This is a genomic window from Pyxidicoccus sp. M6 (assembly GCF_055568925.1).
In genome coordinates, this window is the sequence record NZ_CM145714.1 from 2,638,627 (window position 1) to 2,664,529 (window position 25,903).

Annotated in this window: 19 protein-coding genes; 14 read left to right on the plus strand and 5 right to left on the minus strand. The window is 70.0% G+C overall.

What is annotated here, in order from left to right:
* Positions 1-995: 995 nt before the first annotated feature.
* Positions 996-1,265: a hypothetical protein gene (locus ACVTJA_RS11010; RefSeq protein WP_465836217.1), complete on the minus strand. Its 270-nt coding sequence runs from the start codon at positions 1,263-1,265 to the stop codon at positions 996-998.
* Here ACVTJA_RS11010 and ACVTJA_RS11015 point away from each other — a divergent pair.
* Both ACVTJA_RS11015 and ACVTJA_RS11020 read left to right on the plus strand, forming a co-directional pair.
* On the plus strand, positions 1,221-1,649 hold the full coding sequence (locus ACVTJA_RS11015; RefSeq protein WP_465836218.1) for a Rid family hydrolase: 429 nt from the start codon (positions 1,221-1,223) through the stop codon (positions 1,647-1,649). The genes ACVTJA_RS11010 and ACVTJA_RS11015 overlap by 45 nt on opposite strands.
* Positions 1,650-1,978: 329 nt before the next feature.
* Positions 1,979-2,623 (plus strand): dioxygenase family protein, encoded by a 645-nt coding sequence (locus ACVTJA_RS11020; protein WP_465836220.1) that lies wholly within the window; start codon positions 1,979-1,981, stop codon positions 2,621-2,623.
* A gap of 251 nt (positions 2,624-2,874) precedes the next feature.
* Here ACVTJA_RS11020 and ACVTJA_RS11025 read toward each other — a convergent pair whose 3' ends face one another.
* The gene (locus ACVTJA_RS11025; protein ID WP_465836222.1) at positions 2,875-3,531 is read right to left on the minus strand and encodes a glutathione S-transferase family protein; all 657 of its coding nucleotides are present in this window, start codon (positions 3,529-3,531) and stop codon (positions 2,875-2,877) included.
* Positions 3,532-3,953: 422 nt separating this feature from the next.
* Between ACVTJA_RS11025 and ACVTJA_RS11030 the strand changes: the two genes are divergently transcribed.
* Positions 3,954-4,970: a hypothetical protein gene (locus ACVTJA_RS11030; protein WP_465836224.1), complete on the plus strand. Its 1,017-nt coding sequence runs from the start codon at positions 3,954-3,956 to the stop codon at positions 4,968-4,970.
* A 108-nt stretch (positions 4,971-5,078) separates the two neighbouring features.
* Here the strand turns inward: ACVTJA_RS11030 and ACVTJA_RS11035 are convergent, their stop codons facing one another.
* Both ACVTJA_RS11035 and ACVTJA_RS11040 read right to left on the minus strand, forming a co-directional pair.
* Positions 5,079-5,600, minus strand: a complete 522-nt coding sequence (locus tag ACVTJA_RS11035) for a hypothetical protein (protein ID WP_465836226.1) — start codon at positions 5,598-5,600, stop codon at positions 5,079-5,081.
* A 215-nt stretch (positions 5,601-5,815) separates the two neighbouring features.
* On the minus strand, positions 5,816-6,769 hold the full coding sequence (locus ACVTJA_RS11040) for an AraC family transcriptional regulator (RefSeq protein ID WP_465836228.1): 954 nt from the start codon (positions 6,767-6,769) through the stop codon (positions 5,816-5,818).
* 91 nt (positions 6,770-6,860) lie between these two features.
* Here ACVTJA_RS11040 and ACVTJA_RS11045 point away from each other — a divergent pair, with 91 nt between their 5' ends.
* From ACVTJA_RS11045 to ACVTJA_RS11095, 11 genes are all read left to right on the plus strand, one after another.
* Complete coding sequence (locus tag ACVTJA_RS11045) at positions 6,861-7,949, plus strand: alkene reductase (RefSeq protein WP_465836230.1); 1,089 nt, start codon at positions 6,861-6,863, stop codon at positions 7,947-7,949.
* Positions 7,950-8,286: 337 nt separating this feature from the next.
* A complete protein-coding gene (locus tag ACVTJA_RS11050) occupies positions 8,287-11,049 on the plus strand; it encodes an endo alpha-1,4 polygalactosaminidase (RefSeq protein ID WP_465840360.1) in 2,763 nt (920 codons plus the stop codon).
* Positions 11,027-14,545, plus strand: a complete 3,519-nt coding sequence (locus ACVTJA_RS11055) for a tetratricopeptide repeat protein (protein WP_465836232.1) — start codon at positions 11,027-11,029, stop codon at positions 14,543-14,545. The genes ACVTJA_RS11050 and ACVTJA_RS11055 overlap by 23 nt, the downstream gene beginning before the upstream one ends.
* 47 nt (positions 14,546-14,592) lie before the next feature.
* On the plus strand, positions 14,593-15,975 hold the full coding sequence (locus tag ACVTJA_RS11060) for a PelD GGDEF domain-containing protein (protein WP_465836234.1): 1,383 nt from the start codon (positions 14,593-14,595) through the stop codon (positions 15,973-15,975).
* Entirely contained in the window at positions 15,920-16,852 is a 933-nt protein-coding gene (locus ACVTJA_RS11065; protein WP_465836236.1) for a hypothetical protein, read from the plus strand. Before ACVTJA_RS11060 ends, ACVTJA_RS11065 begins: the two co-directional genes overlap by 56 nt.
* Entirely contained in the window at positions 16,849-18,390 is a 1,542-nt protein-coding gene (gene pelF / locus ACVTJA_RS11070) for a GT4 family glycosyltransferase PelF (protein WP_465836238.1), read from the plus strand. The genes ACVTJA_RS11065 and pelF overlap by 4 nt, the downstream gene beginning before the upstream one ends.
* Positions 18,362-19,735 carry an exopolysaccharide Pel transporter PelG gene (gene pelG, locus ACVTJA_RS11075; protein WP_465836239.1) on the plus strand — a complete coding sequence of 458 codons (1,374 nt, stop codon included), beginning with the start codon at positions 18,362-18,364 and terminating at the stop codon, positions 19,733-19,735. The genes pelF and pelG overlap by 29 nt, the downstream gene beginning before the upstream one ends.
* A 183-nt stretch (positions 19,736-19,918) precedes the next feature.
* Positions 19,919-21,484 carry a DUF4832 domain-containing protein gene (locus ACVTJA_RS11080; protein WP_465836241.1) on the plus strand — a complete coding sequence of 522 codons (1,566 nt, stop codon included), beginning with the start codon at positions 19,919-19,921 and terminating at the stop codon, positions 21,482-21,484.
* A 195-nt stretch (positions 21,485-21,679) separates the two neighbouring features.
* Complete coding sequence (locus ACVTJA_RS11085) at positions 21,680-22,879, plus strand: CotH kinase family protein (protein ID WP_465836243.1); 1,200 nt, start codon at positions 21,680-21,682, stop codon at positions 22,877-22,879.
* Positions 22,880-23,155: 276 nt separating this feature from the next.
* Positions 23,156-23,905: a DUF6345 domain-containing protein gene (locus ACVTJA_RS11090; protein WP_465836245.1), complete on the plus strand. Its 750-nt coding sequence runs from the start codon at positions 23,156-23,158 to the stop codon at positions 23,903-23,905.
* A 3-nt stretch (positions 23,906-23,908) separates the two neighbouring features.
* The gene (locus tag ACVTJA_RS11095; protein WP_465836247.1) at positions 23,909-24,862 is read left to right on the plus strand and encodes a hypothetical protein; all 954 of its coding nucleotides are present in this window, start codon (positions 23,909-23,911) and stop codon (positions 24,860-24,862) included.
* Positions 24,863-24,929: 67 nt separating this feature from the next.
* Here the strand turns inward: ACVTJA_RS11095 and ACVTJA_RS11100 are convergent, their stop codons facing one another.
* Positions 24,930-25,892, minus strand: a complete 963-nt coding sequence (locus ACVTJA_RS11100; protein ID WP_465836249.1) for an L-threonylcarbamoyladenylate synthase — start codon at positions 25,890-25,892, stop codon at positions 24,930-24,932.
* Between the last annotated feature and the right edge of the window lie 11 nt (positions 25,893-25,903).

Below are 25,903 nucleotides of genomic sequence, written 5' to 3' on the forward strand. Positions count from 1 at the left end.
GGTCCACCTCTATGTGTGGTAGGCGGCCATCGTCGGGAACGCGCGGCTCGGGGGGCAGGACCTCCGCGCGTTGATGCTGGACGACCCGGACGTGGCGTCGAACTACCCGAGCCGGGACGTTTTTCGCGGCTTCGCATGGGATGAGAAGTTCGAGCCCTCGTTCTACGTGTGGCTGGAGCATCAGCATCAGCGGGGCCCTTCGACGTGCGCTTCGAGCCGGTGCCGGAGGAGTCCCGTCCGGCGACGCTGGTGCCCCTGGAGGTGGCGGAGCGGGAGCTGCTCGCGGCCACCCTTCGCCGCGGCGGATGCGTTCAACGCGGCGTTGAACGCGCGCTAGGGCGAGCCGCGCGTCACCGGGCGGCGGTGAAGAGCGTGGCGACGAAGTCGAGGAACACGCGCACGCGTGAAGGCAGGTGGCGCCCGGGAAAAGTATAGGACGGATAGGAGCCCTGTTGAGGGCGGCGGGCTGGTGAAGAGGGGCCAAGAAGGGCCGCTGGAGGGTGACACGCGGGCTCCGCATTCCAGGTACCTGGCGAAGTCCCGCACCACGTACCGGGGCAGGCCGCGTCCCAGCTCACCTGCCTCCGCCAGCAGCGTGGCGAGGTTGTCCCTCACCGCCTCGTACAGCACCGTCCCCTCCGGCTGCCTCCGCCGGTACTCCCACCCGCGCTCCTCCACCTGCCCCTCCCCAGCCACACTTCGCCAGGGCTCACGCTACGGAGGGGCTCCCACGGGCTTCCGTGGAGCCCCTGGCTGCTCGGGTGGTTCGAGGCGCGACCAGGACAGCGCGTCAGGAGGGGCGAACCCTGGACCGCTTCCCCGGCCTTGGTTCGGGACCAAGTGGCGGCAGCTTCCAGTCCCTCACGCCTCGCCCATAGAGGGGCTCAGTGAGCCCCTGGCTTCGTCTCCAAAATGTCTCCAAGACTGGAGGGGACTCCGGGTGACAGATGGGACTGGCGAGGACTGCCCCGTAGACTCGAGATGCCCGGATTCACTCACGATTGAGCGAAGGGCGTGTGCCGTCGCGGGTTTAGGGCACTCCGTGTCCACGGGTTCAAATCCTGTCTCCCCGACCACGTCATGAAGTGGGCTGGAGGCCTCAAGGTCTCCAGCCCGTTTCCATTTTGGACCTCCTGCTTCATTCCCTCCAGCATCCGGATGGCCGCCGACCTGGCCGCTGGGCTCAGGTGAATGTACCGCTGGGTGGTGGAGAGGTTCTGGTGCCCGGCCCGCTCCTGGATGGCCTTCGCCGGGGCGCCCGCCATCGCCAGCCGGGAGCAGAAGGTGTGACGGAGGATGTGGATGCCTCCCAGCTTTCGCACACCCCGCGGGGCGAGCTCGTCGCTCCGGCAGCGCTGGGCGCGGACGGCAAGCCCTCGGACTTCTCGACCATGGAAGCGCAGATGAAGCGCACCTACGAGAATGCCGAGGTGCTGCTGGCCGAACTGGGCGCGACCATGGCGGACGTGGTGGAAGAAACGCTGTTCGTGCTCGACGTTCCGTCTGCCTTCGCAGCCAGTTCGAAGGTGCGGCCGCTGGTCTACAAACAGGCGGTGCCGCAGGTTGCCAGCAATCTGATCGGCGTGTCTGCCTTGGCCTTCCCCGAGCAGCTGATCGAGATTGCATTCAGGGCGGAAGTCCAGGGCTGAGCCCGGCCGCGCGCTCGCATCGGCGAGCCGTTGCCGGCTACGCCGAAGCGCCCAGCGACGCCTGTGCAAGATGGGCGAGCTGGCGCGCGGCGACGATCAGCCCGTCGATGACGAACTCGCCCACGTGTTCGTCGTCTTCGGACCTGGTGCGTGCGTCGCCCTGCCGTGCCGAGAGGCCAGTTCTTGTCGAATACGTCAGCTGGCGCTGGCCTTGCGGCTCCGCGCGCTATCGACATGGCGGCCCCTCACCGTTGAATCCGCGCACGCTCGGGGCCCGGGGCGACAGGAATTCGCGCGCGGGTCGCCTGTTGTCCGTCTTCATGAGCGCGTTGAGTCGACGTTCCGTCGTGCTGGGATTGGGGTCCTGCGCCGTGGGCGCGGTGGCCTGCACCTGCGCGTCCCAGACCGAGGCTGTCCCCGTGGCGCCCCGCGTCAGGGCGCGGCTTTATGTCTGCGAGGGCTGTGAAGCAGTCGCCGAGCGGGCCTCGGAGCGCTTGACGCCCACCGTCCAGTTGGCCAGCGCGGAGGAGCCGGGAGCGCGGATGACGTTGACGGGGCGCGTGTTGAGCGCCGCGTCACGCGAGCCCGTCGCGGATGTCGTCATCTACGCGCATCACACCAACGCGGCCGGGCTGTATGCGAACGGCACGCGAGAGTCCGAGTGGAGCCGTCGTCACGGCCGGTTGCGCGGGTGGGCCAGGACGGGTGCGGATGGCGTCTATACGTTCGACACCATCAAGCCCGCGCCCTATCCGAATGACACCCTGCCGGCGCACGTGCACCTGTTCATCGGCGAGCCGGGACGACCTCCGTACTACGTCGATGACGTCGTGTTCGACGGCGAGTTCGGCGTGACGCCGCAGTACCGCGCGCAGCAGGAGCTTCGAGGCGGAAGCGGCATCGTGAAGCTGTCACGCACGGCCGCCGGCGTGTGGCTCGCGAGCCGGGATATCGTTCTGGAACGGCACCCCTGACGTGAGCGAGGGCGGCGCTCAGCGCGGCGTCAGTTGAAAGGCTTCCATGATGAGCGGCAGGGGCGCGCGCTCCACAGCACGGGCCATTGCCGTATCATCTCTCTGAGCCTCCCTCGGCTCCGTAGCGCCCCACGGGAGACTCCCGAGGCGCTGAGCGGGGGAGGGGAGTGGGCCCTCCCGGATTCGAACCGGGGACCCATCGGTGAAGGACGGACGGCACCGGATTCAGTCCCGTGACGGCCATGGTGCATCTATTCCCTGCGCGCTTGCTGCTTCGTAAAAACCGCCAGCTGCGCGGCAAACGCGCGCTGGAACGCGGGCCGAGCCTCACCGCGCGCGATGTAAGCGGAGAGGGTTGGATATTCGCCCAGGGTCCCCGAGCTTTTCAGCCGCTGCAGCACCGACACCATCAGCAGGTCGCCCGCGCTGAAATCGCCGTCGAGCCAATCGGCACTGCCAAGGCGAGCGCTCAGCTGGTTCAGCCGGACACGAAGGCGATCCTCGACCAGGTGAAGGCGCTCTTCGAACCACGGCTTGTCGCGTTCCAGAAACGTCGCGACTTCGCGCTCGACAATCGGCGGCTCGACCGTGCTGAGCGCAGCAAACATCCAGGTAATCGCGCGCGCACGGGCATCGGCATCATCGGGCAGCAGTCCCGCATGGTGCTCCGCGATATGGAGGATGATCGACCCGGACTCGAACAGCGCGAGACTGCCTTCTTCGTAGGTCGGAATCTGTCCGAAGGGATGAAGCGCGAGATGCGCGGGCTCCTTCATCTCGGCAAACGACAGCAGGCGAACGTCGTAAGGCTGTCCCACCTCCTCGAGCGCCCAGCGAACCCGCGTATCCCGCGCCAGCCCTCGGCCGCGATCGGGGGAAGTCGCAAAGGCGGTGATGGTAGGGGGCATGGTGAGGCTCCGGGTTTGCCAGCGAACAGCCGGTCCAGGCGAGAAAACGTCCGGTGCGGTCCTATATCAATGGTCGGGCGACACGAAGCCGAATGACCGCTTTCGACCCATGGTGGACACCAGGCGGGTTCGCGGACAGGCCACAGCAGTACGCGTCCCAGCGCGCGAATGACGCTGCAACCGTTTCAACAGACTTGTCGTCATGGTCGAAAAAATACAACGGCTGTTCATCGCGGGTGCTTGGGGCAGCGCCTTCCGCAAGGCCCTGGAGTACATGCTGAAGCCGTGGCTTGTATCAACAGCAACACGTTTGCAGTGACAACCCGCATCGTACTCAGTACCTTGAGAAGACCTGAAGGCAAGGAAGGGGCTCGAGGATGTTTCAGCGTGCATGGATGCAGGGACGGCGGAAGCGACGGGCCATGGGAATCGTCGCCTTGGGGGTGCTCCTGGTTGTCGGCGGGGCGTGCATGGGGGATGCCTCGGCAACGCCTTCAACGCCCGCGCAGCCGGCCTCAGCATCCAGTTCCGGGAACACGTTTCCTGATCGTTGGAGTGTTGGTGCGCCGGGTGTCGGAACGTACAGCCAAACCGACGCCCATCTTCCGGTGCCAGCCGGCTACACGGAGATCTTTCCACCCAACGGCGAATACGACCTCTATGACTGCGGAACCGTTGTACTCGACCACGTCTACATCCACGGATTCATCTACCTCGGGACGAACTGCTCGGGCACGGTGACGATCAAGAACTCAATCATTGCGCCTCCCGCGGGGACCAACCAACGGAGCATCCTCAACAACTCGAACGGTGGACTCACGCTCAACATCATCGACACCACCATTCGTCCGGAACCCGTGCCGTTCGGCGGAACCAACGCCGCCCTCACGGATCACGCCACGAACGGATGCGCTCCGAACTGCTCCGTCAACATGAACCGTGTGGACGTGGCGAACAGCGGTGGCATGTGTCTCTGCGGGGAGAACACCATCATTGAGAACAGCTGGTTGCACGACAACTACATCGCTCACCTGGCCGACCCATCGGAGGCGCACACGGGTGGCGTGTTCCCGTACGGCGGTAGCGGTCCGGTCACGATTCGGAACAACCGTCTCGAGCCGGGCTTCAATGCCGGGACCGGGCAACCCGTGAACAACTACTGGCAGGCGATCACCGCGGTGCTGTTCACGCAGGGAGAGGGTGGCTCGGTGTTGCGCAACTACGTCGCCGAGGGCAACTTCATCTCTCTCGGGGCATTCGACGTGGGTATCGAGAACGGTGAAGGTCTCGTCTTTCGCAACAACGTGTTCGGTCCGAACCACTGGGGAGAGACCACAACGTGTAGCACGAGCTGCGGCGTCACCTACGCCGACTGGTCGGGCAACGTGAAGGGAGATATCAACGGCGTGAAGACTTCCGTGGTGGTGCCGCACCCGTAAGGCTTGAGAACGCCACCTGCGGCAGCTCGTCGCAGGTGGCGTTTGCGTCTCTGGAAAACAAAGGACCTGGAGACGAAGGGGACTGGTGTCCGCCCTTCCTGGCGCCCGTCAGAGCACTCCCGGGGACGCCTTCGCCTGCGTCGTGGCGAAGAGTTGGCGCAGGCGGGTGGCGACCTTGGGCATCACATCCTCGAAGGCGAATGCGGCGGACTGCTGAAGGGCTTCCTCACCAGAGAATGCTCCGCCCATCCACGCGGTGCCGCCCTTGCCCTTCTTGGGAGTGGCCTCGAACAGGTCACGCTCCTGGATGTCGCCGCTGCTCCCACGGGAGCGCACCGTCAGCCTCATCTGGGACACGAAACCGCCGCCGGTGACGTCGAAGAAATCGATCTCCGGGATGATGAGCACGTCCGCGTCGCCCATGTCCTCGGGGCCCTTGGCCTCCTGGACGGACTGGAAGACGGTGCCCAGCATCTGCGGGAAGCTGCTCGTGAGCGCCTGACCGATTTCAATGTTCCAGGTGTGCGCGGCACCCAGGGCGAAGTAGTTGTCCGAGTCGATGCGTGCCTTCTGCTCGGGGGAGATGAAATAGCGCGCACGGAGCGCCAGCGGCGCTCCCTGTTTGGACATGGGCGCGGGATTCGGTCGCACCTGATGGGTACAGCCAACACACGCGAGCAGCGCGAGCAAAGGGAGAGCAATGGTTTTGGGCATGGCGCATTCATAGCTCACGATTTGCCGTTGCCCAATCCCTCGACTCTTCTCCGGGGAGATTCCTGTCCAGGTCGGTTCAACCCCTCACGGTATGCCGTGACCCTCCGGCATCCGCGGGCCTTCAAATCCTGTCACCCTTCCCCGAAGGTGCCGTGACGTCCAGGGCTTCGGCGGTGGTCGCGCCGGTACGCCCCCGGCGTGCTCCCTCCCCAGCGTTTGAAGGCCCGATTGAACGAAGCCTCGCTCTGGTAGCCGATGACCGTCGCGAGCTCGCTCAACGGAAGCTCGCTCTCTCGAAGCAGCTGGGCGGCCTTCGTCATCCGCCACCGCGCGAGGTACTCCAGGGGAGGCTTTCCGACGAGCGCGGTGAAGCGGGCGGCGAAGCCGGAGCGTGAGAGGGCGACGGCCGACGCGAGGCTGTCGACCGTCCACGGGGCGGCGGGGCTCTCGTGGATGAGCGCGAGGGCCTTTCCAATCTGGGGGTCCGCGAGCGCGCACAGCCCATGCTCCCGGCATTGACCGGTCGCGATGTGCGCCCGCAGGGCCTGCACGAACAGGATGTCCGCGAGCCGGCTCATGACGACGGTCGCACCCGGGCTGGACGAGGCACTCTCGGTGATGAGCAATTGCGCGGTCGACGCCAGCGACGGGGCTATCGCCGGGTCATCCGCGGCGACGTGGACGAGGCGCGGGAGCCGCTCGAACAGCAGCGTGCGCGGCGCGGCGCCGAGCCGGAAGGAGCCCGCGACCAGGGTGGTGCGTTCGCCATCGCCTCCGAGCCGTATCGGCCCTCTCCCCCGGGTTCGCCTGCATTCGCCCTGACCCAGGATGTGGAGCGGGCTTCCTTCCGCGTCGCGGAGCGTGTGCTCTCCGCCGTGCGGAAGCAGGGCCAGGTCTCCGGCCGACAGGGTGACGGCTCCCTCGACTCCCTCGACCTCCAGGCGAGCGCTTCCTCGCGCGAGCAGGACCATGTGCGCGACGGGTCTCTCGCAGAACCGGATGCCCCAGGGCGCATTCAGCTCGAAGCGGCCATACATGACGGTCGACAGGCGCATCGAGTCCAGCACGTCGGCGAGGACATCCAAGCCCTGTTCGTCCCGCGGCTCTGGACGCCCTGCAAATTCTTTTGGACTGGATGACATGGCACGTCCATAGCGGCGCCGGCATTCCCAGGCCATGCCAAACACCTCGAAGCTGTTGTCTCCCTTTCACCTCGGCCGTCTCGAACTGAAGAACCGGATGGTGATGGCGCCCATGACGCGCAGCCGGGCGCTGGTCGACGGAAATGTGCCCAACCCCCTGGCGGGGCCCTACTACGCGCAGCGCGCCTCCGCGGGGCTCATCGTCACCGAGGGCACACCGGTCAGCCCCCAGGGCGTGGGGTACATCCGCACTCCTGGCATGCACTCGCCCGCGCAGGTGGTGGGCTGGAGGAAGGTGACGGAGGCCGTCCACGCGGCGGGCGGAGTCATCTTCGCGCAGCTGTGGCACGTGGGGCGTGTCTCGCACCCGGACTTCCATGACGGCCGCTTGCCGGTGGCTCCCTCGGCGATTGGCTACGAAGGGGAGGTCTTCACGTTCCAGGGCAAGAAGCGCGTCGTGACGCCGCGAGCGCTGGAGATTGAGGAGCTGCCCGGCGTCGTCGAGCAGTTCCGGCGCGCGGCCGAGAACGCCCGGGAGGCGGGCTTCGATGGCGTCGAGCTGCACGGCAGCAATGGCTATCTGCTGGACCAGTTCCTGCGGGATGGCTCCAACCAGCGCACGGATGCGTACGGCGGCAGCATCGAGAACCGGGCGCGCTTCCCGCTGGAGGTGGCGCGGGCGGTGGTGGGCATCTGGGGCGCGGAGCGGGTGGGGTACCGGCTCGCGCCGCAATCATTTCCCTACGCGGGCGTGACGGATTCCACGCCGGCCGAGACGTTCACGTATATGGCGCGCGAGCTGGGCCGGTTGGGGCTCGGCTACCTGCACGTAACCGAAGCCGTGTCGGGCCAGGGAGTGCCGAGCCCGGAGCAGCGCATCTCCCCGCTGCTGCGCAAGGCGTTCCAGGGAGCGTTCATCGTCAACGGTGGCTATGACGCGAAGACTGGCGGGGCGGCGATTGCCCTGGGCGAGGCGGACCTCGTGGCCTACGGCGTGCCGTTCCTCGCCAACCCGGACCTGCCCGAGCGCTTCCGGCACCAGGCGCCCCTCAACCCGGTGGACGCCTCCACCTTCTTCACCGGCGAGGAGAAGGGCTACACGGACTACCCGACGCTGCGCTGAGCCAGGGAGTGCCTGAACCGGTCGAGCTCCGTCCACGGGACGATGCGGGTGTTGCCTCGCTCCGTGAGTGAGGAGGAGCCACTGCTCCAATTTCTTCTCCACGGACTGCCCTGGATGTGCCCTCTGGAGGATTCACGAGGGACTGGAGTCCGTCACGACAGGGCACTGCGAACACCAACGCCCCAACCTGCCCCTGAAGACACCTTGTGGAGGGAACCTCGCCTCCCAACCTTGGCAACGGAATCTCCGCTCCTGTGGAAAAGGGGTGCCGGGGACTCTTTCATCGGGCGGAGTCGGGGGTGGGGGGATGCGGCGGAGTGGGTTGGGGTTGGCGCGTGTGCTGTATGCGGTGGTTGTCATTGTCTCGGCCGCTCGGGCAGATGCGAGTCCGGCGGCAACTGCTTTCTTCTACGGACAGACAGTCCCCGTAGAGGAGCTGCGCCACTACGAGCGGGTGGTGGTGAACCCCGCCCACGTCAGCGCGCAAGAGCTCCTGCGGCTGCGGTCGCGTGGCGCCGAGGTGCTCGCCTACGTCAGTGTCGGTGAGGTCAGCCGCGCGGCGCCTCAGCACCGCGAGCTCCAGCCGGCATGGCTCCTGCGTGAGAATTCCGCCTGGAACAGTGACGTGCTCGACCCGGCCCAGCCCGGGGTCCAGGCGTTCCTGGGCCGCCAATTCGAGGCGCTCTGGCACGAGGGCTACCGCGGCTTCTTCCTCGATACGCTGGACAGCCCACTGGCGGTGCCGGGCACCCCGGCACAGCGCTCGGCACGCAGGGAGGCATTGGCCAGTCTGGTGCGGGGCCTGCGCCAGCGCTTCCCGGAGGCCCGCCTCTGGGTGAACCGCGGCTTCGAGCTCCTGCCCACGCTGGCGCCCGCCATCAACGGCGTCGTGGCCGAGTCGCTCTTCACCACCTATGACGCCGCCACACGCCGCTACGCGGACGTGCCGGCCGAGGACCACGCGTGGCTCAAGGCCCGGTTGGAGGAGGTGCGCACCCGGTACGACCTGCCGGTGGTGGTGGTGGACTACGTGCCCCCCCGGGAGCGTGCGCGGGCCCGCGCCGTCGCCGGGAGCATCGCCGCGCTCGGCTACACGCCCTGGGTGGCGGATGGCCTGCTCGACACCCTCGGGGTGGGGCTCCTCGAGAACGTTCCGCGCCGCATCCTCGTCCTCTACGACGGGAAGGACTTCGCCGCGCCGGACCTCACCCCGGTGAACCTCTCGCTCGCGTTCCCGCTCAACCACCTGGGCTACGCGCTCGACTACCTCGACGTGGGCAAGCCGCTGCCTGACGCGTCCCTGGTGGGGCGCTACGCGGGCGTGGTGACCTGCTTCACCTCGGGCCAGGTGCCGAGAATCGAGCAGTGGCACGCCTTCCTGAACCGCCAGCTCGATGAGGGCGTGAGAATCTTCATCTTCGGCGAGCTCGGGCTCACCGATGACGCCGGAATGCTCGCGCGGCTCGGCCTCGCGCCTGCTCCAGCGCTGGTTCCTCCCCTCGCCATCGACCCGCGCTCGCCGCTCGTCGGGCTCGAGGCCGCCCCGGTCCTGGCCAGGAACGACCTGCCGATGTTCACCGCGGTGGACCCGCGCGTGGAGGTCCACCTCGCCATCCGCGATGCGGCCGGCCAGCACGTCGCCGCCATCCTCACCGCGCCGTGGGGCGGGCTCGCCACCGCCCGCTACAGCCTGCAGTCTGGCTTCGACCGGCGGCAGCGCTGGACGGTGGACCCCTTCGCGCTGCTGCGGAAGGCGCTCGCGCTCGAGCCGATGCCCGCCCTGGACGTCACGACCGAGAACGGACTGCGCCTGCTCACCTCCCACATCGACGGGGATGGCTTCGGCATCAAGGCCCAGATGCCAGGCACCCCCTTTGCTGGCGCCGTGGTGCTCGACAGGATTCTCACGCGCTACCGCATCCCCACGACCGTCTCGTACGTCGAGGGGGAGCTCTCGCGGGCAGGGACGCAGCCGCTCGACAGCGAAGCGCTGGAGCAGCTCGCGCGCCGCATCTCCCGGCTGCCGAACGTGGAGCTGGCCAGCCACACCTTCAGCCACCCCTTCGCCTGGGGGGAACTGTCGCTCGAGCCTCCGCCCGAGAAGGCGCAGCACCTGCCCATTCCCGGCTACCGGCTGAGCGCGGAGCGCGAGGTGGAGGGGTCGGTCCGCTACATCAACGAGCAGCTCGCGCCGCCGGGCAAGGCCGTGCGCGTCTTCCTCTGGTCCGGCGATGGCGAGCCCGCTCCGGACATCGTGGCGCGCACGCGCGCGCTCGGGCTGCGGAACGTCAACGGTGGCTTCACCCGCATCAGCCCCGAGTTCCCCTCGCTCACCGCCGTATCGCCCTTCAGCCGCCCCTTCGAAGGCGCCTTCGGGGCGGACCTGCCCACCCAGGTCTATGCCGCCGTGGCGGATGACAACGTCCTGACCAATGACGGGGCGGGTCCCTTCTACGGCTACCGCGATGTCATTCCCATCCTGGAGCTGACGGAGGGTCCGCGGCGCTTCAAGCCGCTGTCGCTGTACTACCACTTCTGGTCCGGCGGGAAGCTGGCCGCGCTGCGGGCACTCGAGGACGTTCATCGCTGGGCCACGGCCCGGCCCACCTTCCCCATCTACCTGTCGGACTACGCGAGCAAGGTGGAGGAGTTCGAGCGTCTGGTGGTGCTGCGCACGCTCGACGGACAGCTCCGCTTCGCGGGGATGGACCGGCTGCGCACCGTGCGACTGCCCGACGGAGGCGGGCTGCCGGACCTCGCGCGCTCCAACGGCGTGGCCACCGTGAGCGAGCTGCCCCAGGGCCGGTACGTGACGTTCTCCGAGGTCGACAGCCCCACGCTGGCGCTCGCGCCGGCGGCGCCGCGAGGCCCACGGCTCGCCTGGGCCAACGGTCGCGTCCGCCGCTGGGCGCCGGATACGCGCGGCGTCTCGCTTCACCTGGTGGGCCACGTACCGCTGCGCTTCGCGGTCGCCGGGCTGGAGGGCAGGTGCCACCTGAAGACGGCCTCGGGCACGCGCAAGGGCGTGCGCAAGGGTCGGTTGCTGGAGTTCTCCCTCGCGGAGACGGAGACCGGTGATGCGTTCCTCGTCTGCCGCTGAGCGCGCGCTCGTCCACCCCGTGGCCCTGCTGCTGCTGGTGCTCTCCGTCGCCGGAGCGCTCGGGGGGCTCCTGCTGCGTCCACGCACCGCCCCGGCGCAGGGCAGCCCGGACACCGTGGAGCTCGCCTACCTGCGGGCCGCGCTGGCCCACCGTCCGGGAGACGCCGGGGCACGTCTGGCGCTCGTCGACGCCCTGGGCCGCACCGGTGCCCTGGACGAGGCGCTCGAGGTGCTCTCCCCGCTGCTGGCCCCGCCGGGCGGCCCGGACGCGCGCCTCCGGGAGCTCGACTGGGAGCTTCGCCTCCGGCGCTGGCGCCAGCTCGCCGCCGGGGACCCGCGCCGCCTGGTGATGGGCCAACAACTGGTCGACGCGCTTCGCCGCCGGCTGGCCGCACTGCCCGCGGCCCAGCACCCGGCCTGGGTGCCGGTAGCGCTCGAGCTGGGCGGTGTCTCACTCACCTCCGAGCTGTTCGGCCCGGAGCTGGCCGTTCACACCGCGACGCCAGCAGACCCGCTGGCCGGGGCCGACAGACTGCTCGCGGAGGCGCGCCGCGCCCCGGACCCCGCCCATGCGGAGCGGCTGGTGCTCCAGGCCATCTCACTGCTTCGGAGAGTGCAGGACTCCGCCGTGGTGCTCGAACGGCTGGAGCGGGTGGTGGCTCGCTTCGGTGACCGCGCCGCCGTGCTGGACCGCGCCGTGGCCCTGGCGCTCGAGCGCTCCGCGCTTCCGTCCGCGCGGCGCTGGCAAGAGCAGCGCGTGGCGCTCACGCCCCGGGACGTGGAGGCGCTGCGCAAGCAGATGGAGCTGGCCCTCGCCGCGGGTGACCCGGGGGCCGCCCTCACACCGGCGCGCCGCTTGGCGCGGCTGCTCGGCACCGTCAGCGCCCACCGGAAGGCCGCGGAGGTGGCTGGCTGGTCCAGCGCGCTGGAGGCCTCGCTGGAGGAGTGGATGTGGCTCGCGCGCCACGAGGGCACGGCCGAGCAGGTCTCGCGAGCGATGGCCCTCAGCCGAATGATGTGGGACTTGCGCGCGCAGGTGGAGTTGCTGCTGCTGCGTGCGCGGCATGGCGGGCTCGACGACCGGGAGCGCGTGGAGCTGGTGGGCCTGCAGGAGGCGCTCGGTCAACCCGAGGCGGCCGAGCGCTATCTCATGCTGTACCTGCGTCAGCACCCGGGGGACGCGGCCACCCTGGCCCTGCTCGCGGGCGTGCGCACCCGGGTGAGCGACCTCGATGGCGCCCTCGCGGCATGGGAGGACCACCAGCGCCAGGCCGGCCCTTCGATTGAAGTCGCGCTGCGCCAGGCCGAGCTCCACTGGCGTCGCGAGCGTCCCCGGCCCGCGCTCGCCGCCCTGCTGGCGGTACGGCACCTGGCCACTCCCGAGGACGACGCGTACTGGCTGATGCTCGGGCAACTGGCCCTGGCGCTGGACGACGACGCGGTGGGGCTCGAGGCGTGGCGCGCGGTACACGCGAGGGACCCCCGGAACGTGGAGGCCGCGCGTCACGTGGTCGGACTGCTGGGCCGCGCCCGGCGGCACGCGGAAGCCCTGGCGTTCGCGCGCGAGGCGCTGCGCGCCGAGTTCGACCCCATCGTCCTCTTCTTCGGACTGGAGGCGGGCGTGGTGGCCGAGCGGTGGGACGAGGCGCTCGTCCTGGTGCGCGAGAGCGAGCCACACCTGTCCCGCTTCGCGGGCGACGCGCAGCTCGCGCTCCTCGTGGCGCAGGTGCTGCGCGGCACCGGCCAGCGCGAGCAGGCACTGGAGTGGGTGCGGCGCGCGCTGGCCCTTACTCCCCGCTCCAGCCATGCGCGGCTCGCGCTGCTCTCGCTGCTCCTGGAGCAGAACGACACCCCGGCCGTCCTCGCGCGGCTGTCCGACTGGGAGCGGGACGCCGTCGTGTCACCGGAGTACTGGGAGACGTACGCCTATGCGTACGTCCAACTGGAGCAGCCCGCGCGCGCGGCGCCGTGGTTCGCGCGCATCGCCGGGACTCGCCCGGATGACCCCTTCCTGCGCATGGACTGGGCCGAGGCGCTCTCGCGCGCGGGGGACGCCCGGGGGGCCCGCGGCGTGTGGCGTGACATCCGCGCGCTGCTCGAGCCTCGCGTCCAGCGGCTGCTCGCTTCCACCACCGTCCCGAGCGCCGAGGACCAGCGCGCACTGCTTCTCTATCTCGACGTGCTGGGCAGGCTGGAGGGGGACGAGGCGACGCTTGCGTGGGTGCCGCTGGTGGACGGGCGGCTGCGCGACAGCGTGGAGGCGCAGAAGTGGCTGCTCGGACATCACCTGCGCCGCGACGCCGTGCGCGAGGCGCGCGAGGTCGCAGCACGCCTCGAGCGCGCCGGGCACCGGCTGGAGCCCTGGCAGCAACTGGCGCTCGCCGCGCGGGAGCAGGACACCCGCGCGCTGGAGCGACTGCTGAAGGAACACGGCGCGACGCTCTCACTGGAGGACCAGATATACGCGCGGCGGCTGCTGGGGCAGGACGGCACCGCCTACGCCCTCGCCACCCGCCCCCCGGAGCCGGGCGGCTCCGAGGGGCTGCGTCAGCAGCGCCAGGAGCTGCGCGAGCGGGTCGCCCCTCGCGTGAAGTTGGACGGCGCCATGGTGAAGCAGCAGCACTTCGACCAGCGCGAGCTGCTGGTTCGCGCGAGTACCGGCCAGTTCCTCGACAGCCTCTTCGAGCTGGAGGTGGGAGTGCTCGAGCACCGCGCGCGGAGCGCACCCGCGGGGGCGCCGAGCGACGCAATGGACGTGGGCGTGGCGGGGAGTGCCACCTTCGGGCCGCCCAGGCGGCGCACGGAGTTGTCGCTGGGCGTGGAGGCGCGTGGCGAGGCGCTGCTGCCGCGCGCCTCGGTGGCCCGGGAGGTGGGCCTTGGCCCGGGCGGGATGGCCCGCGCCGAGCTCGCGCTCAACGCGCCCGCCGAGGAGGACGGCCCCCTGCGACTCTCCGCGCTGCGCCACCACCTGACGCTCTCCGGGAGCGTGCTGCTGGGGAAGCACACCGATGTCTTCCTCACGCTGTCGGGGATGCAGTTCCGGACCCGGGGCTCGGCGCTGCTGGGCCACGGCGCGCGGGGGACCGCGGCACTGGAGCGCATGCTGCCGCTCGGCGGCTTCGAGCTGCGGGGTTACCTCGCGCAGGAGCTGGCGCTTCACTGGCTTTCGGAGCCCGCGCCAGGCTGGGAGCACGCGCATGCCGCGCCCTTCCTCCCGCCCTTCGCGGCGAGCTCGGGCGCCGGGCTCACGCTGGCGCGGGGGGACGTGCGCGAGGCCTCTGGCGGCGCCCCGGTGCGACTGCTGGCGGAAGCCTGGGGCGGCTGGCTCTGGCCCAACCACCGGCCGGGCTACCGGCTGACGCTGGGGCTGGGGCTGCCAGTGCTCGGGGACACCCAGGTCGGTCTGGAGACGACGCTGGCGAACACCCTCGCCAGCGGCACGTCCGACACCTACTTGCGCTTCGGCCTCGGCCTGCAGCAGCGCTTCGGGCCGTAGCGCGACGACGTATCAGTTGGCGGGACAAGGGGAGGGGGAGGGAAGGGATGCGTACGTTTCTCAAGAACCTGATGGCCGCGCGGCAGCCCGGAGCCCGGGCCATGTGCCTGGAGACGGGCGCGCTGGCGCTGGCGACCGTGGCGCTGGGGGCGGCACTGCGGCGCGAGGACCCGTTCTTCAGCGCGAGCACCTTCGCCTGGAGCATGCTCGGGCCGCTGCTGGCGGGGCTGCGCTACGGCTTCGCGGGCGGGATGGGCTGCGCGCTGGTGCTCATCCTCGGGAGGCTGGGCTACCCGCACGTCGTCACCGGGGTGGAGGACACCTTCCCGGGCCAGTTCGCCTTCGGGCTCCTCGTGGTGGGCATGGTCAGCGGCGAGTTCCGCGATGTGTGGGAGCGGAGGCTCGAGCGCAGCCGCGCTGAGGGCGCCTACCACAAGCAGCGGCTGGCCGAGTTCTCCAACGTCTACCAGGTGCTGCGCGCCTCGCATGAGCGCCTGGAGCAGCGGGTCGCCAGCGGGGGCGGCAGCCTGCGCAACGGGCTCGCCGAGCTGCGCGCGCGGCTGCCGAGGATGGAGCCCGGAGCGAAGCAGCTCGAGGTGATGGGAGAGACTTTGCTGCGGCTGGCCGCCGTGCATTGCGGAGTCCAGGCCGGAACGGTCCACGTCCCGGACGAGCGCGGTGCCCTGGACGGAGCTCCGATTGCGGCGTTCGGAGACGTGGGCCCGCTCGAGGCCGGAGACCCGCTGCTCGCCCGCGCCATCGAGACCGGCGAGGTGGCGGTGAGCAGGAGCCCCTCGCCCGGCGGCTTGCTGGCGGTGGTGCCCCTGCGGGACGTCGAGGGCCACATGCACGGCGTGCTCGCGGTGCGGCGGATGCACTTCCCGTCCATCCACGCGGAGACCTTCCGGACCCTGGCCCTGCTCGGCACGCACGCGGGAGACCTGCTGTCGCACGCGCCCGAGGCGGGAGCGCCCCCTGGCACCCGCCTGGGCCATGCCCTGCGGCGCGCGCTGAATGACGTGTCCCGCCACGGGCTTCCGTCCTCGCTGGTGATTGTCACCGGCGAGGCCCCGCACGCGAGGGCCGTGCTGCAGCAACTGGCCGCGCGGCTCCGGGGACTCGACGAGCCGTGGGTCACCCGGGACGAGCGCGGGCGGCCGGTGCTGCTGGCGGTGCTGCCGCTGACGGACGCGGCGGGCGCGAGCAGTTGCCGCGCGCGCCTCGAGAAGCTCCTCCCCGCGCTCGCGGGGGACGTCTGCAATCCGGCCGAGTTCCTGTTCCACACCGAGCCGCTCGCCCCGCGGGACCGGGCCGAGGACGTGCTCGTTCGTAGCCTGGGGAGGCTGAATGTCGAGGACGACAAGACAGTTACTGGTGGGGTCCGCGCTCCTGACCGCATTGGCGAGCTGGGCGGCACTGCCATGGGGTGAGCGCCCCGGCCCGTGGCTCGTCGCGTTCGTCCTCGTCCACGCGCTGGCGTGCGCGCTCGGGGCCCTCGGGCTCGGGGAGGGGATGCGCGAGCGGTGGCTGTACTTCGCGCTGGGCTTCTGTACCCCGCTGGTGGGGCTGCCCGTGCTGGTGGCCTGTGCCGTGCTCGCCAGGCCCGCGGCCGCGAAGCGCTCCGCGCCGATGGACACCTATGCCGCCCCGGCCCTGCCGTACCGCGCCCGCCCGCACCGGGCGGGCCCGCGGGCCACCGACTTCGACGTGGCGTCCATCGTCCGCCACGCCGACCGGGCGGAGCAGCGGCTCGACGCGGTGCTGTCCGCGGGCCGGCTGCCCCCGCACATCGGTGTCCCCATCCTCGAGCATGCGCTCAAGGACCCGGACGACGAGGTCCGGCTCCTCGCCCACGCACTGCTCGAGGCGCGCGAGCGCGAGCTCTACGGCAGGGTGGCGGCCGACCTGGAGGCGCTCGCCCGGGCTCCGCTGTCCGAGCGGGCCGGGCTGCACGCCCGCCTCGCCTTCTGGCAGTGGGAGTTGGTGTTCACGGGCCTGGCCCGGGGCGACGGCGCGGAGCACCTGCTGTCCGAGGCACTCGCACACGCGGAGGCGGCCTGCCTGATACGGGAGGACGGCGAGCAGCGTCTGCTCATCGGCCGCATCCACCTGCGCCGGGGAGACGCGTGGTCCGCGCGCGACGCGCTCACCCGGGCGCTCCACGCGGGCCTCGCTCCGCACCTCGTCCATCCATACCTCGCCGAGGCCGCCTTCCTCCTCGGCCGCCGTGACGTGCTCGACTTCAGCGCGCGGCAGTTGAGCCACGGCCCCACGCCCACCCGCCGCATCGCGGAGTTCTGGCAATGAGCACCCCTCCCGTCCTCGAGAAGGGGCAGGACGCGGACGTCGCGCTCCTGCTCGAAGGGACGTACCCGTTCGTGAGCGGCGGCGTGTCCTCGTGGGTCCACCAGCTCATCAGCTCCCTGCCGGAGCTGCGCTTCGCGCTGGTCTTCATCGGCAGCAGCCCCGAGCACTATGGCGCCATGCGCTACACGCTGCCGGACAACGTGGTGCACCTGTCGGTCCACTACCTGGCCGAGCAGTTTCGCGACGTCCCGCGCAGGGTCCGCGAGGGCAACGCGCGGGCCTTCGCCGACCTGGAGGCCCTCCACGCGGCGCTGCGCTCGGATACGCCCCTGCCAGCCGCGCTCTTGAGTCGGGTGGCCCGGGACCTCGGCAGCCCCGATGGCATCCCACCGGAGGACTTCCTGCACAGCGAGCGGAGCTGGGAGTACATCCTGCGCGAGTACGAGCGCGAGGGGGGCGAGGGCTCCTTCGTGGACTTCTTCTGGACGGTGCGCACCATGCACGCGCCGCTCTTCCGGCTGGCGGAGATTGCCCGGCAGGTGCCACCGGTGCGGGTGCTGCACTCCGCGTCCACCGGGTATGCCGGCGCGCTGGGCGCCCTGCTCCAGAGCCAGCGCGGGCTGCCCTTCATCCTCAGCGAGCACGGCATCTACACCAAGGAGCGGAAGATCGACCTCAGCCACGCGACGTGGATAAAGGACCGCTCCGGTCAGCACGGCGGCGCGGAGGGGCAGCTGCGCCGGATGTGGATTCGCTTCTTCGAGGGGCTGGGCCGGCTGACGTATCACGCGGCCGACCCCATCATCGCGCTCTACGAGGGCAACCGGCGGCGTCAGGTGAAGGACGGGGCGGACGAGGCCCGCACGCTCATCATCCCCAACGGCGTGCGCATCAGCCGCTTCGCGCCGCTGCGGGAGCGGCGTGGAGAGCGGCCTCCACCGGTGGTGGGGCTCCTGGGCCGCGTGGTGCCCATCAAGGACGTGCGGACCTTCGTGCGCGCCGTGCACACGATGGCCGCCGAGATGCCCCAGGTGGAGGGGTGGATCATCGGGCCCGAGGACGAGAACGCCGCCTACGCGCGGGAGTGCCGGGAGCTGGTGCACGGCCTCGGCCTGTCGGAGCGGGTGAAGTTCCTCGGCTTCCAGAAGACCGAGGAGGTGCTGCCGCGGCTGGGGCTGGTGATGCTCACCTCCATCAGCGAGGCGCTCCCGCTGGTGGTGCTGGAGGCGTACGCCAGTGGGCTTCCGGTGGTCTGCACCGACGTGGGCAGCTGCCGCGAGCTCGTCGAGGGGCGGGACGAGGAGGACCGCGCGCTGGGCGCGGCGGGGGCGGTGGTGCCCATCGCCTCACCGGAGGCCGCGGGACGGGCGGCGCTGCGGCTGCTCGGGGATGTGGAGGCCTGGCGACGGGCGCGCTCGGCGGGCATCGCCCGGGTGGAGCGCTCGTACGACGAGGCGCAGATGATTGCGAGCTACCAGGCGGTGTACCGGAACGCGCTGGGGAGGGGACATGGCGGGGATAGGGTTCGAGCTTCGTAGGCTGCTGAGGGACGACAGCTTCTGGGGGCTGCTGCGGGGCTACGGCTACGCCGGCATCATCTCCTCGGGTGCCTGGGTGCTCTCCATCCTGGGCGTCCTGCTGATGGGCGAGCTGGTGACGCCCGTCGCGAGCGACCCGGAGCGCGTCACGCGCTTCCAGGTGGCGGTGACCTATCTGATGGCCGCGTCCCTGGTGCTCACCGGGCCGCTGCAGTTGTTCTTCTCCCGCTTCGTCGCGGACAGGACCTTCGAAGGGACCGAGGAGCGCATCGCTCCCAACCTGGTGGGGGCGATGCTGCTCACCAGCGCGGGGGCGGCGCTCACCGGGGTGCTCGTGCTCGCGCTGCTCTTCCCGCCCGGGCAGCTCGCCTACCGGCTGGTGTTCCTGTCCACCTTCGTCGTCGTGTGCAACCTGTGGCTCCTGGTGGTGATGCTCTCGGGGCTCAAGGAGTACCACGGCGTGCTCCGCTGCTTCTTCATCGGCTACGCGCTGTCCGTGGGCCTCTCGGTGGCGTTGCAGGGCGCGGGGGGCGCGGGCCTGATGGCCGGCTTCCTCATGGGGCAGGCGTGGATGCTCTTCGGCTTCCTGCGCATGGTGCTCACCCGCTATCCGTCCACGCAGCTGTGCTCGTTCGAGTTCCTCACCCGGAGCCGGGGCTACCGGGAGCTCGCGCTCACCGGGGTCCTGTACAACCTCGCCATCTGGAGCGACAAGCTGCTGTTCTGGTTCAACCCCGCCACCTCGTATGAGGTGGATGGGCCGCTGCGCGCCTCGGTGCTCTACGACTTGCCGATGCTGCTCGCCTACCTCTCCATCGTGCCCGGCATGGCGGTGTACCTGGTTCGCATCGAGACCGACTTCGCCGAGCAGCACCGGATGTTCTACGAGGCGGTGCGCACCGGGGAGCCGCTCGGCGAGCTGGAGCGGCTGCGAAGGACGATGACGGCCACGGTGCGCCAGGGCTTCTACGAGGTCTTCAAGGTGCAGGGGTTGACCGTGCTGTTCCTGGTGCTCGCCGGCCCTCACCTGCTCCGCCTGCTGGGGCTCTCACCCGCGCACCTCCCGCTGTACACACTCAATCTGGTGGGGGTCGGGCTGCAGGTGGTGCTGCTCGCGGTGCTCAACGTGCTCTACTACTTCGACCAGCGGCGCGTGGCCCTGTGGCTGAGCGCCGGGCTGCTGGCGGCGAACCTCGCTTTCACGTTCCTCAGCCAGCAGGCCGGTCCGCGCTTCTATGGCCTGGGCTTCGCGTGCGCGGTGGCGCTCACCGCCGTCCTGGGGCTGGGCTGGCTGTCGCGGAAGATGCAGCGACTCGAATTCGAGACCTTCATGCTGCAGCGCTAGGCGCTGACCGGGGTCTGTGGGGTGGCCTGCCACCCCGGAGTCTCTCGACAGGCGCGATGGCGCCTGGGGGCTCGCTTGCTGCTGCGGGAATGCGGGTGACGATACACCGTCACCATGCATTCGTTCGGACTCAAACAGCACTCCTGGCAACCACGGCCCCGTCGGGGCCTCGCTGTGGCGCTGATGGCCCTCCTGCTGCTCGGCGCGTGCGGCGAGCAGGCGGGAGCGACGCACGACGACGACGACACCCCCTCCACGCTGGACCCGACGGCTCCAAGCCCCGACAGCTCCCCGACAGGGCCAGACACACCGGCGCCCGAGGAGCCAACACCGGCTCCGGCGGAGCCCGCCCCAGCGGAGCCCAACCCGGTGGAGCCGATGCCGGCGCCCGAGGAGCCGACTCCCGCGGAACCGGCGCCGACGCCGGCCGAGCCCACCCCGGAGGAGCCGGCACCGGCGCCGCTCCCGCCCCCCGCGGAGTCGACCACTGGCGAGCCGGTGCTCCAGCGCCTGCGCTTCACCGCCGCCACGGATGACATCCTCAACCCGGAGCGGGGGTTCTATGGCCATGTGAGCCTGCTGGGGAGCGGCGAGCTCAGCGGCATCCGCACCAAGGGGCAGACGCTCGCGTACGCGGCGGTGAACCTCGGCGCATACCGTGGGACAGCGCTGCCCGACAGCCTGCTCGCCAGCCTGGACGCGGGCTTCGCGCGGGTGCGGCGCGCGGGAATCAAGGTCATCCTGCGCTTCGTCTATACCGAGACGATGAACGGGCAGGATGCGCCGCTCAGCCGTGTCGAGCAGCACCTGGCGCACCTGACCCCCGTGCTGGGGCGCAACGCGGATGTGATTGCGGTCCTGCAGGCCGGCCTCATCGGCGCGTGGGGGGAGTGGCATGCCTCCAGCTCCGGGCTGGATACGCCGAGCGGGCGCGCGGCGGTGATTCGTGCGCTGCTCGCGGCGCTGCCCGCCTCACGCATGGTCCAGATTCGCACTCCCCAGTTCAAGAAGGAGTCCTTCGGGGGCCCGCTGACGGAGGCGCAGGCCTTCAGCGGCTCGGGGGCGGCGCGCGTGGGGCACCACAACGACTGCTTCCTGGCCAGCTCGACCGACATGGGCACCTACCCGTCGAACAACATCGAGCAGTGGAAGTCATTCATCGCCCAGGAGGGGCGCTTCACGCCGGTGGGCGGGGAGACGTGCGCGGTCTCCTCTCCGCGCAGCGACTGCGCCAGTGCGACGGCGGAGCTCTCGCGCCTGCACTGGACCTACGTCAACTCCGCCTACAATACGGACGTGCTCGGCCGCTGGACGAGCCAGGGCTGCATGCCGGACATCCGGCGGAAGCTCGGCTACCGTTTCGAGCTCCTCTCCGCGGGCCTGAACCGCACGGTGCGCGCCGGTCAGGCGCTGACGCTCGAGCTGGAGCTGCGCAACACGGGTTACGCCGCGCCCTTCAACGCGCGGCCGGTGTACCTCGTGCTCGAGGGCCCCGGTGGACGCCACGCCCTGGCGCTCGAAGGCGCCGACCCGCGCCGCTGGGAGTCCGGGAAGACGCTCACGCTGCGCCACCAGGTGGTGGTGCCGCAGGGGCTCGCCGCGGGCACCTACCGCGCGTCGCTGTGGCTGCCGGACGCGGCGAGCACGCTGCGAGACCGGCCCGAGTACGCCATCCGCCTGGCCAACCAGGGCACGTGGGTGGCGGCGAGCGGCCTCAACCTGCTCACGACAGAGCTGCAGGTGCAGTAGCGCATTCCCGCTGGGTGGAGCCGGTGTGCGCGCCGGCTTCACCCGCGGGACGTCGTGCATCGGGGCCTGGTCCCTCCCTCCAGGGCCTCTTCCTGGCCACTGGCATCCCGCGCCGCCGTCACCACGTTGTTGCGCCATCAGCATGCGCGCTCCCGCGTGGAGGGCGCGCGTGCGGATGGCGTGGGAGACGGTCACATGGAGCGGAAGCGTCAGGGATACGGGAGTGCGCGGCGGCACGGGGCGTGGGCGCTGTTGCTGGGCGGAGTGCTGCTGGCGTGCGGGGGGGACGGGACGGCGGGCACACCGGCGACGCCCATCCCGCCTCCTCCGGAGAACCCTTCGCCCCAGGAGACACCGGGGCCCTGTCCTTCCATCTACGCGGACGACCTGCTGCCGACCTTCGAGGTGGAGGTGGCCGAGGCCGACTGGCGGGCGATGGAGACGACGTACCGGGAACGCACCGAGGACGGTGAAGAGGTGGAGGACTACTACCCGGCGGTGTTCCGCTACGGCGACCAGGTCATCCCCGAGGCCATGATTCGCCTCCGGGGTGGCAACTCCAGGTGCGGCGACAAGATGCAGTTCGCCATCTCGTTCAACCAGGTGAACCGGCGCGGGCGCTTCCAGGGCCTGCGGCGCATCAACCTCGACCATGGCGGCTGCCACATCTTCAACGAACGGCTGGCGCTCTCGTATCTGCGCGACCTCGGGCTACCGGCCGCCTGCGCCAACCATGCCCGCCTGGTGGTCAACGGCCAGTACTACGGCCTCTTCACCAACGTGGAGGCCATCAACAAGGACTTCCTCGAGCGCCACTTCACCGAGGCGAATGGCAACCTCTACAAGCAGGGCTATGAGCTGAAGACGAACGAGGACTCGGGCGACACCTCCGACATCGATGCCTTCTGGGAGGTGCGGGACCTGCCCTCGCTCGAAGCGAGCGCCGACCTCGAGGAGGCCGTCCGCGTGTGGGCCGCCGAGGCCGTCCTCCCGGCGAACGACGGCTATTGGCTCACCGACTGGAACTACTACCTCTATCACCACCCGACGCGGGGCTTCCTGTGGCTGCCCACCGACATGGACGAGGCCTTCCCCCTGAGTGACGAGGAGGCCCTGGTCGACATCTTCTTCCCCAAGGAGATGCAGCAGCACGGGCGCATCGCCCTGAGCGCTCCGAAGTGGCGCGCGGCATATGAGCGGGAGGTGGCGCGGGCCATCGCCGCGTTCGACCCCGCGGAGTTCGAGGCGCGGCTCGACCGGTGGGCGGCGCAGGTGCGCGAGGCCCAGGCGACCGATCCGCACATCCTCTCCGAGCAGGACGAGCTCGAGTGGCGCAAGGCGGTGCTCTACCGGCGCGCCGCGTGGCTGAAGACCTGGAGCCCGCCAGCGCGGTGAACGGGAGTCGGCGCGGCCGCGGGCGGTGGCGCGCCCTGCGTATTGGCGGTAGCCGGTGGGTTTTTCCTGCCGCCGGGCGGGCAGCGCACCGCTCCGTGCTCGGCTTGGGGACGGCGTCACATGGGAGCCACCGACGCGCCGCGAGGTACCCGGCCGAGTTGCCCTCCTGGGCTGGCACCAGACGCTTCCCCTGCCGAGCATCCCGGACGCGCACCCTGGCCCCCAGAGTCCTCTCATGCCTGGCCTTCCAGGCCGGGCACTGGGGAGGAGACCGCAATGGCGCAATTTGGCGTCGAGGGCATCCGCTACTTCGACCACGCACGCGCAGCCGGCGTGAGCACGTCCGCGGATTTGACGTACACGTTCAACCGGAGCAACGGCTTCGACCGCGTTTTGCGCGAGGCCGGCCACACGCGCACATTCTACCTGGCCAACACCGACTGCTGGGAGACCGACATCCGCGATACCGACCAGGGAGGGAACGATTCCGAATGGGTCGACAACGTCGACCTGTTCTGGATTGAAACGCACGGCAACCACACCGGCGATGGCCAGGCCTTGTTTCTCTACGACACGCCGCAGACTGACTGGTTCACCTACTCCGGCCAGTGGCAGTTGGGCGAGAACTGGAACGCCGAGTGGGTCATGGCCTATTCGTGCGATACGGTTGACCGCAACAACGTGTCCGGGCTGTGGAACATCTTCGCCGGCCTGCACATCTACTGCGGCGCTTGGGATTTCATGTATGACGGGACCACGACGGACGAGTGCGGAGAGGATGTCGCCTCCAACCTCGTCGACGGCGACACCATCTCCGAGGCCTGGCACGACGGCGTCTCGGATTGGTACGTCGACAACCATCCAATCACTGTTTGTGTCGGTGACGCGGCCACGTGGAATGGCGGTGCCATCCAGTGGGATCGCAGCTACCTGAATCGTGACCATCTCTGGGGCGAGGGCAACGTGGAGCCCGACCTGCCACCCGCGCAGCAGGCCTGCATCCTGTGGCGATGGTCAGAGGGTTGAGCCATGGATAAGCAAGCACTGATTGAAACGCTGACTTCCGCCCGGCAGGACATTCCAGACCGGGTGGACATCCTCAAGCTTCGCCGCTGGCCGGTGGAGGAGTTGCACCGGCGCCTGCACAAGCTGCTCAAGAGCGGTGGCGCGGTGGCCCAGCGCTCGTTTGAGCACGGCGACTGGACCACGCGGGAGGACCGCTCCCTCGTGCGCCTGCCACAGGGTGCGCGCGCGGTCGTCTTTCACGCCTCCGGCGCGATGACGCTGAAGACAGGGCTCGCGCCGATGGAGCAGCTCTTCAAGACGCCCGAGAGCAAGGCAGACCTCACACGGCGCGCCAAGGACCTCGTCGAGTCACTCGGACTCAGCGAACTGCTTGGCTACGGCGAGACGCTCGACTTCGAGCGCCTGTGGCACATCAAGGCCAGTGCCGCTGACCGCACCGGTAGGACCGTCGAGCCGGTACTTTGCCGTGCGGTCGGCGCGTTTCGCCACCACATCAATGGAATCCCCGTGCTTGGCCGTGCATCCGTGGCCGTGCAGTTGGCCGCCGACGGCGTGCTCGACACGGTCTCGATGCTCGTGCGGACGCCAGAGGGCGAGATGCTTGACCGCGCCAAGGTGCTCGCCCCCGAGCGCGCGGCCCAGGAGCTGACGCGGCAGCTCCACGGCATGCTCGTCGATGGCGGTAGGGAACCGGTATCGGTGAATGCGATACAGGGCATGCGCTTCGGCTACCTCAGCCTTCCCAGGCGCCAGGCACAGCGCGTGCTAGCACCCGTGTACCTCGCAACCTTCGAAGTGGCACATTCCGCGGTACGTCAGGCGGTCGTGCTCGCGGTGGCGGCGACCGAGAAACCCTATCTGCCACTGAGCACGCCCGGGCAAGAGAGCGCTGTCGGCTCGGTCCGCAAGTCGCAGCGCCCGGTGGGAGCTGACATACGGCACGCCAGCTCCCACTGACGTGGCGAGCCACCATGGGCTTGCATCACCCTGGTTGCCTCCAGCGGCTGAGTCGACTGCAAGGTCTTCAGCCACGGGGAGCGGCGGCGCGTGCGAGCCGGTCTCGCACGGCGATGCCCAGGCCGCTCGCTTCGGGCAGACATGCCACGAGCACGTCATGCCCCTGCTCGTCCGCCTCGCGCAGCCTCGCGTACAAAACGCGCGCGGCTGCGGCCGGGCCCTCCGGCACGTCGAAGCGAGGCACGTCCGGCGGCAGCGAGAGGCTCGCCGGTCCGAGCACGCCCACTCGCATTCCCTGACCGCGCAGTGCCTGCACGCGCGCCAATGCCTCACGCGGCTCCACGAGCACCACGCCCGCGCGCGGCGCGTAGTGCGAAGCCAATGAGCCCGACACGCGCACCTTGGACTCGGCGCGCACCGGCACCGGCATTCCCAGCACGCGCTCCACTTCCTCTGCCGCCAGTCCTCCAGGCCGCAGAATCGCGGGCGCGCCCGAGCTCAGGTCCACGATGGTCGACTCCACGCCCACCGTGCACGGACCTCCATCCAGCACGAAGTCCACGTCGCTGCCCAAGTCGCGCGTCACGTGCTCCGCCGTGGTCGGGCTCACGCGGCCGAAGCGGTTGGCGCTCGGCGCCGCGAGTCCACCTCCGAGCCTCTTCAGCACTTCGAGCGCCATCGGATGATTCGGCACGCGCAATGCCACCGTGTCCTGCCCACCCGTGACCGCATCCGTCGCGCGCGTCGTGCGTGGCAGCACCAGCGTCACCGGCCCCGGCCAGAACGCGCGGGCCAGCTTGAGCGCCGTCTCCGGCACCTCACGTGCCCACGAGGACAGGTGCTCCACGCCCGGGATGTGGACGATGAGCGGGTGCGTCGCGGGGCGCCCCTTGATGGCGAAGACGCGGCGCACGGCCAATTCGTCCTCGGCGTTGGCCGCGAGGCCGTACACCGTTTCCGTGGGCAGGGCGACGACACCGCCGCGGCGCAGCAATTCCACTGCGCGCTCGATTGGGTCCGGGGTAAGCATTCTCGGCCGCA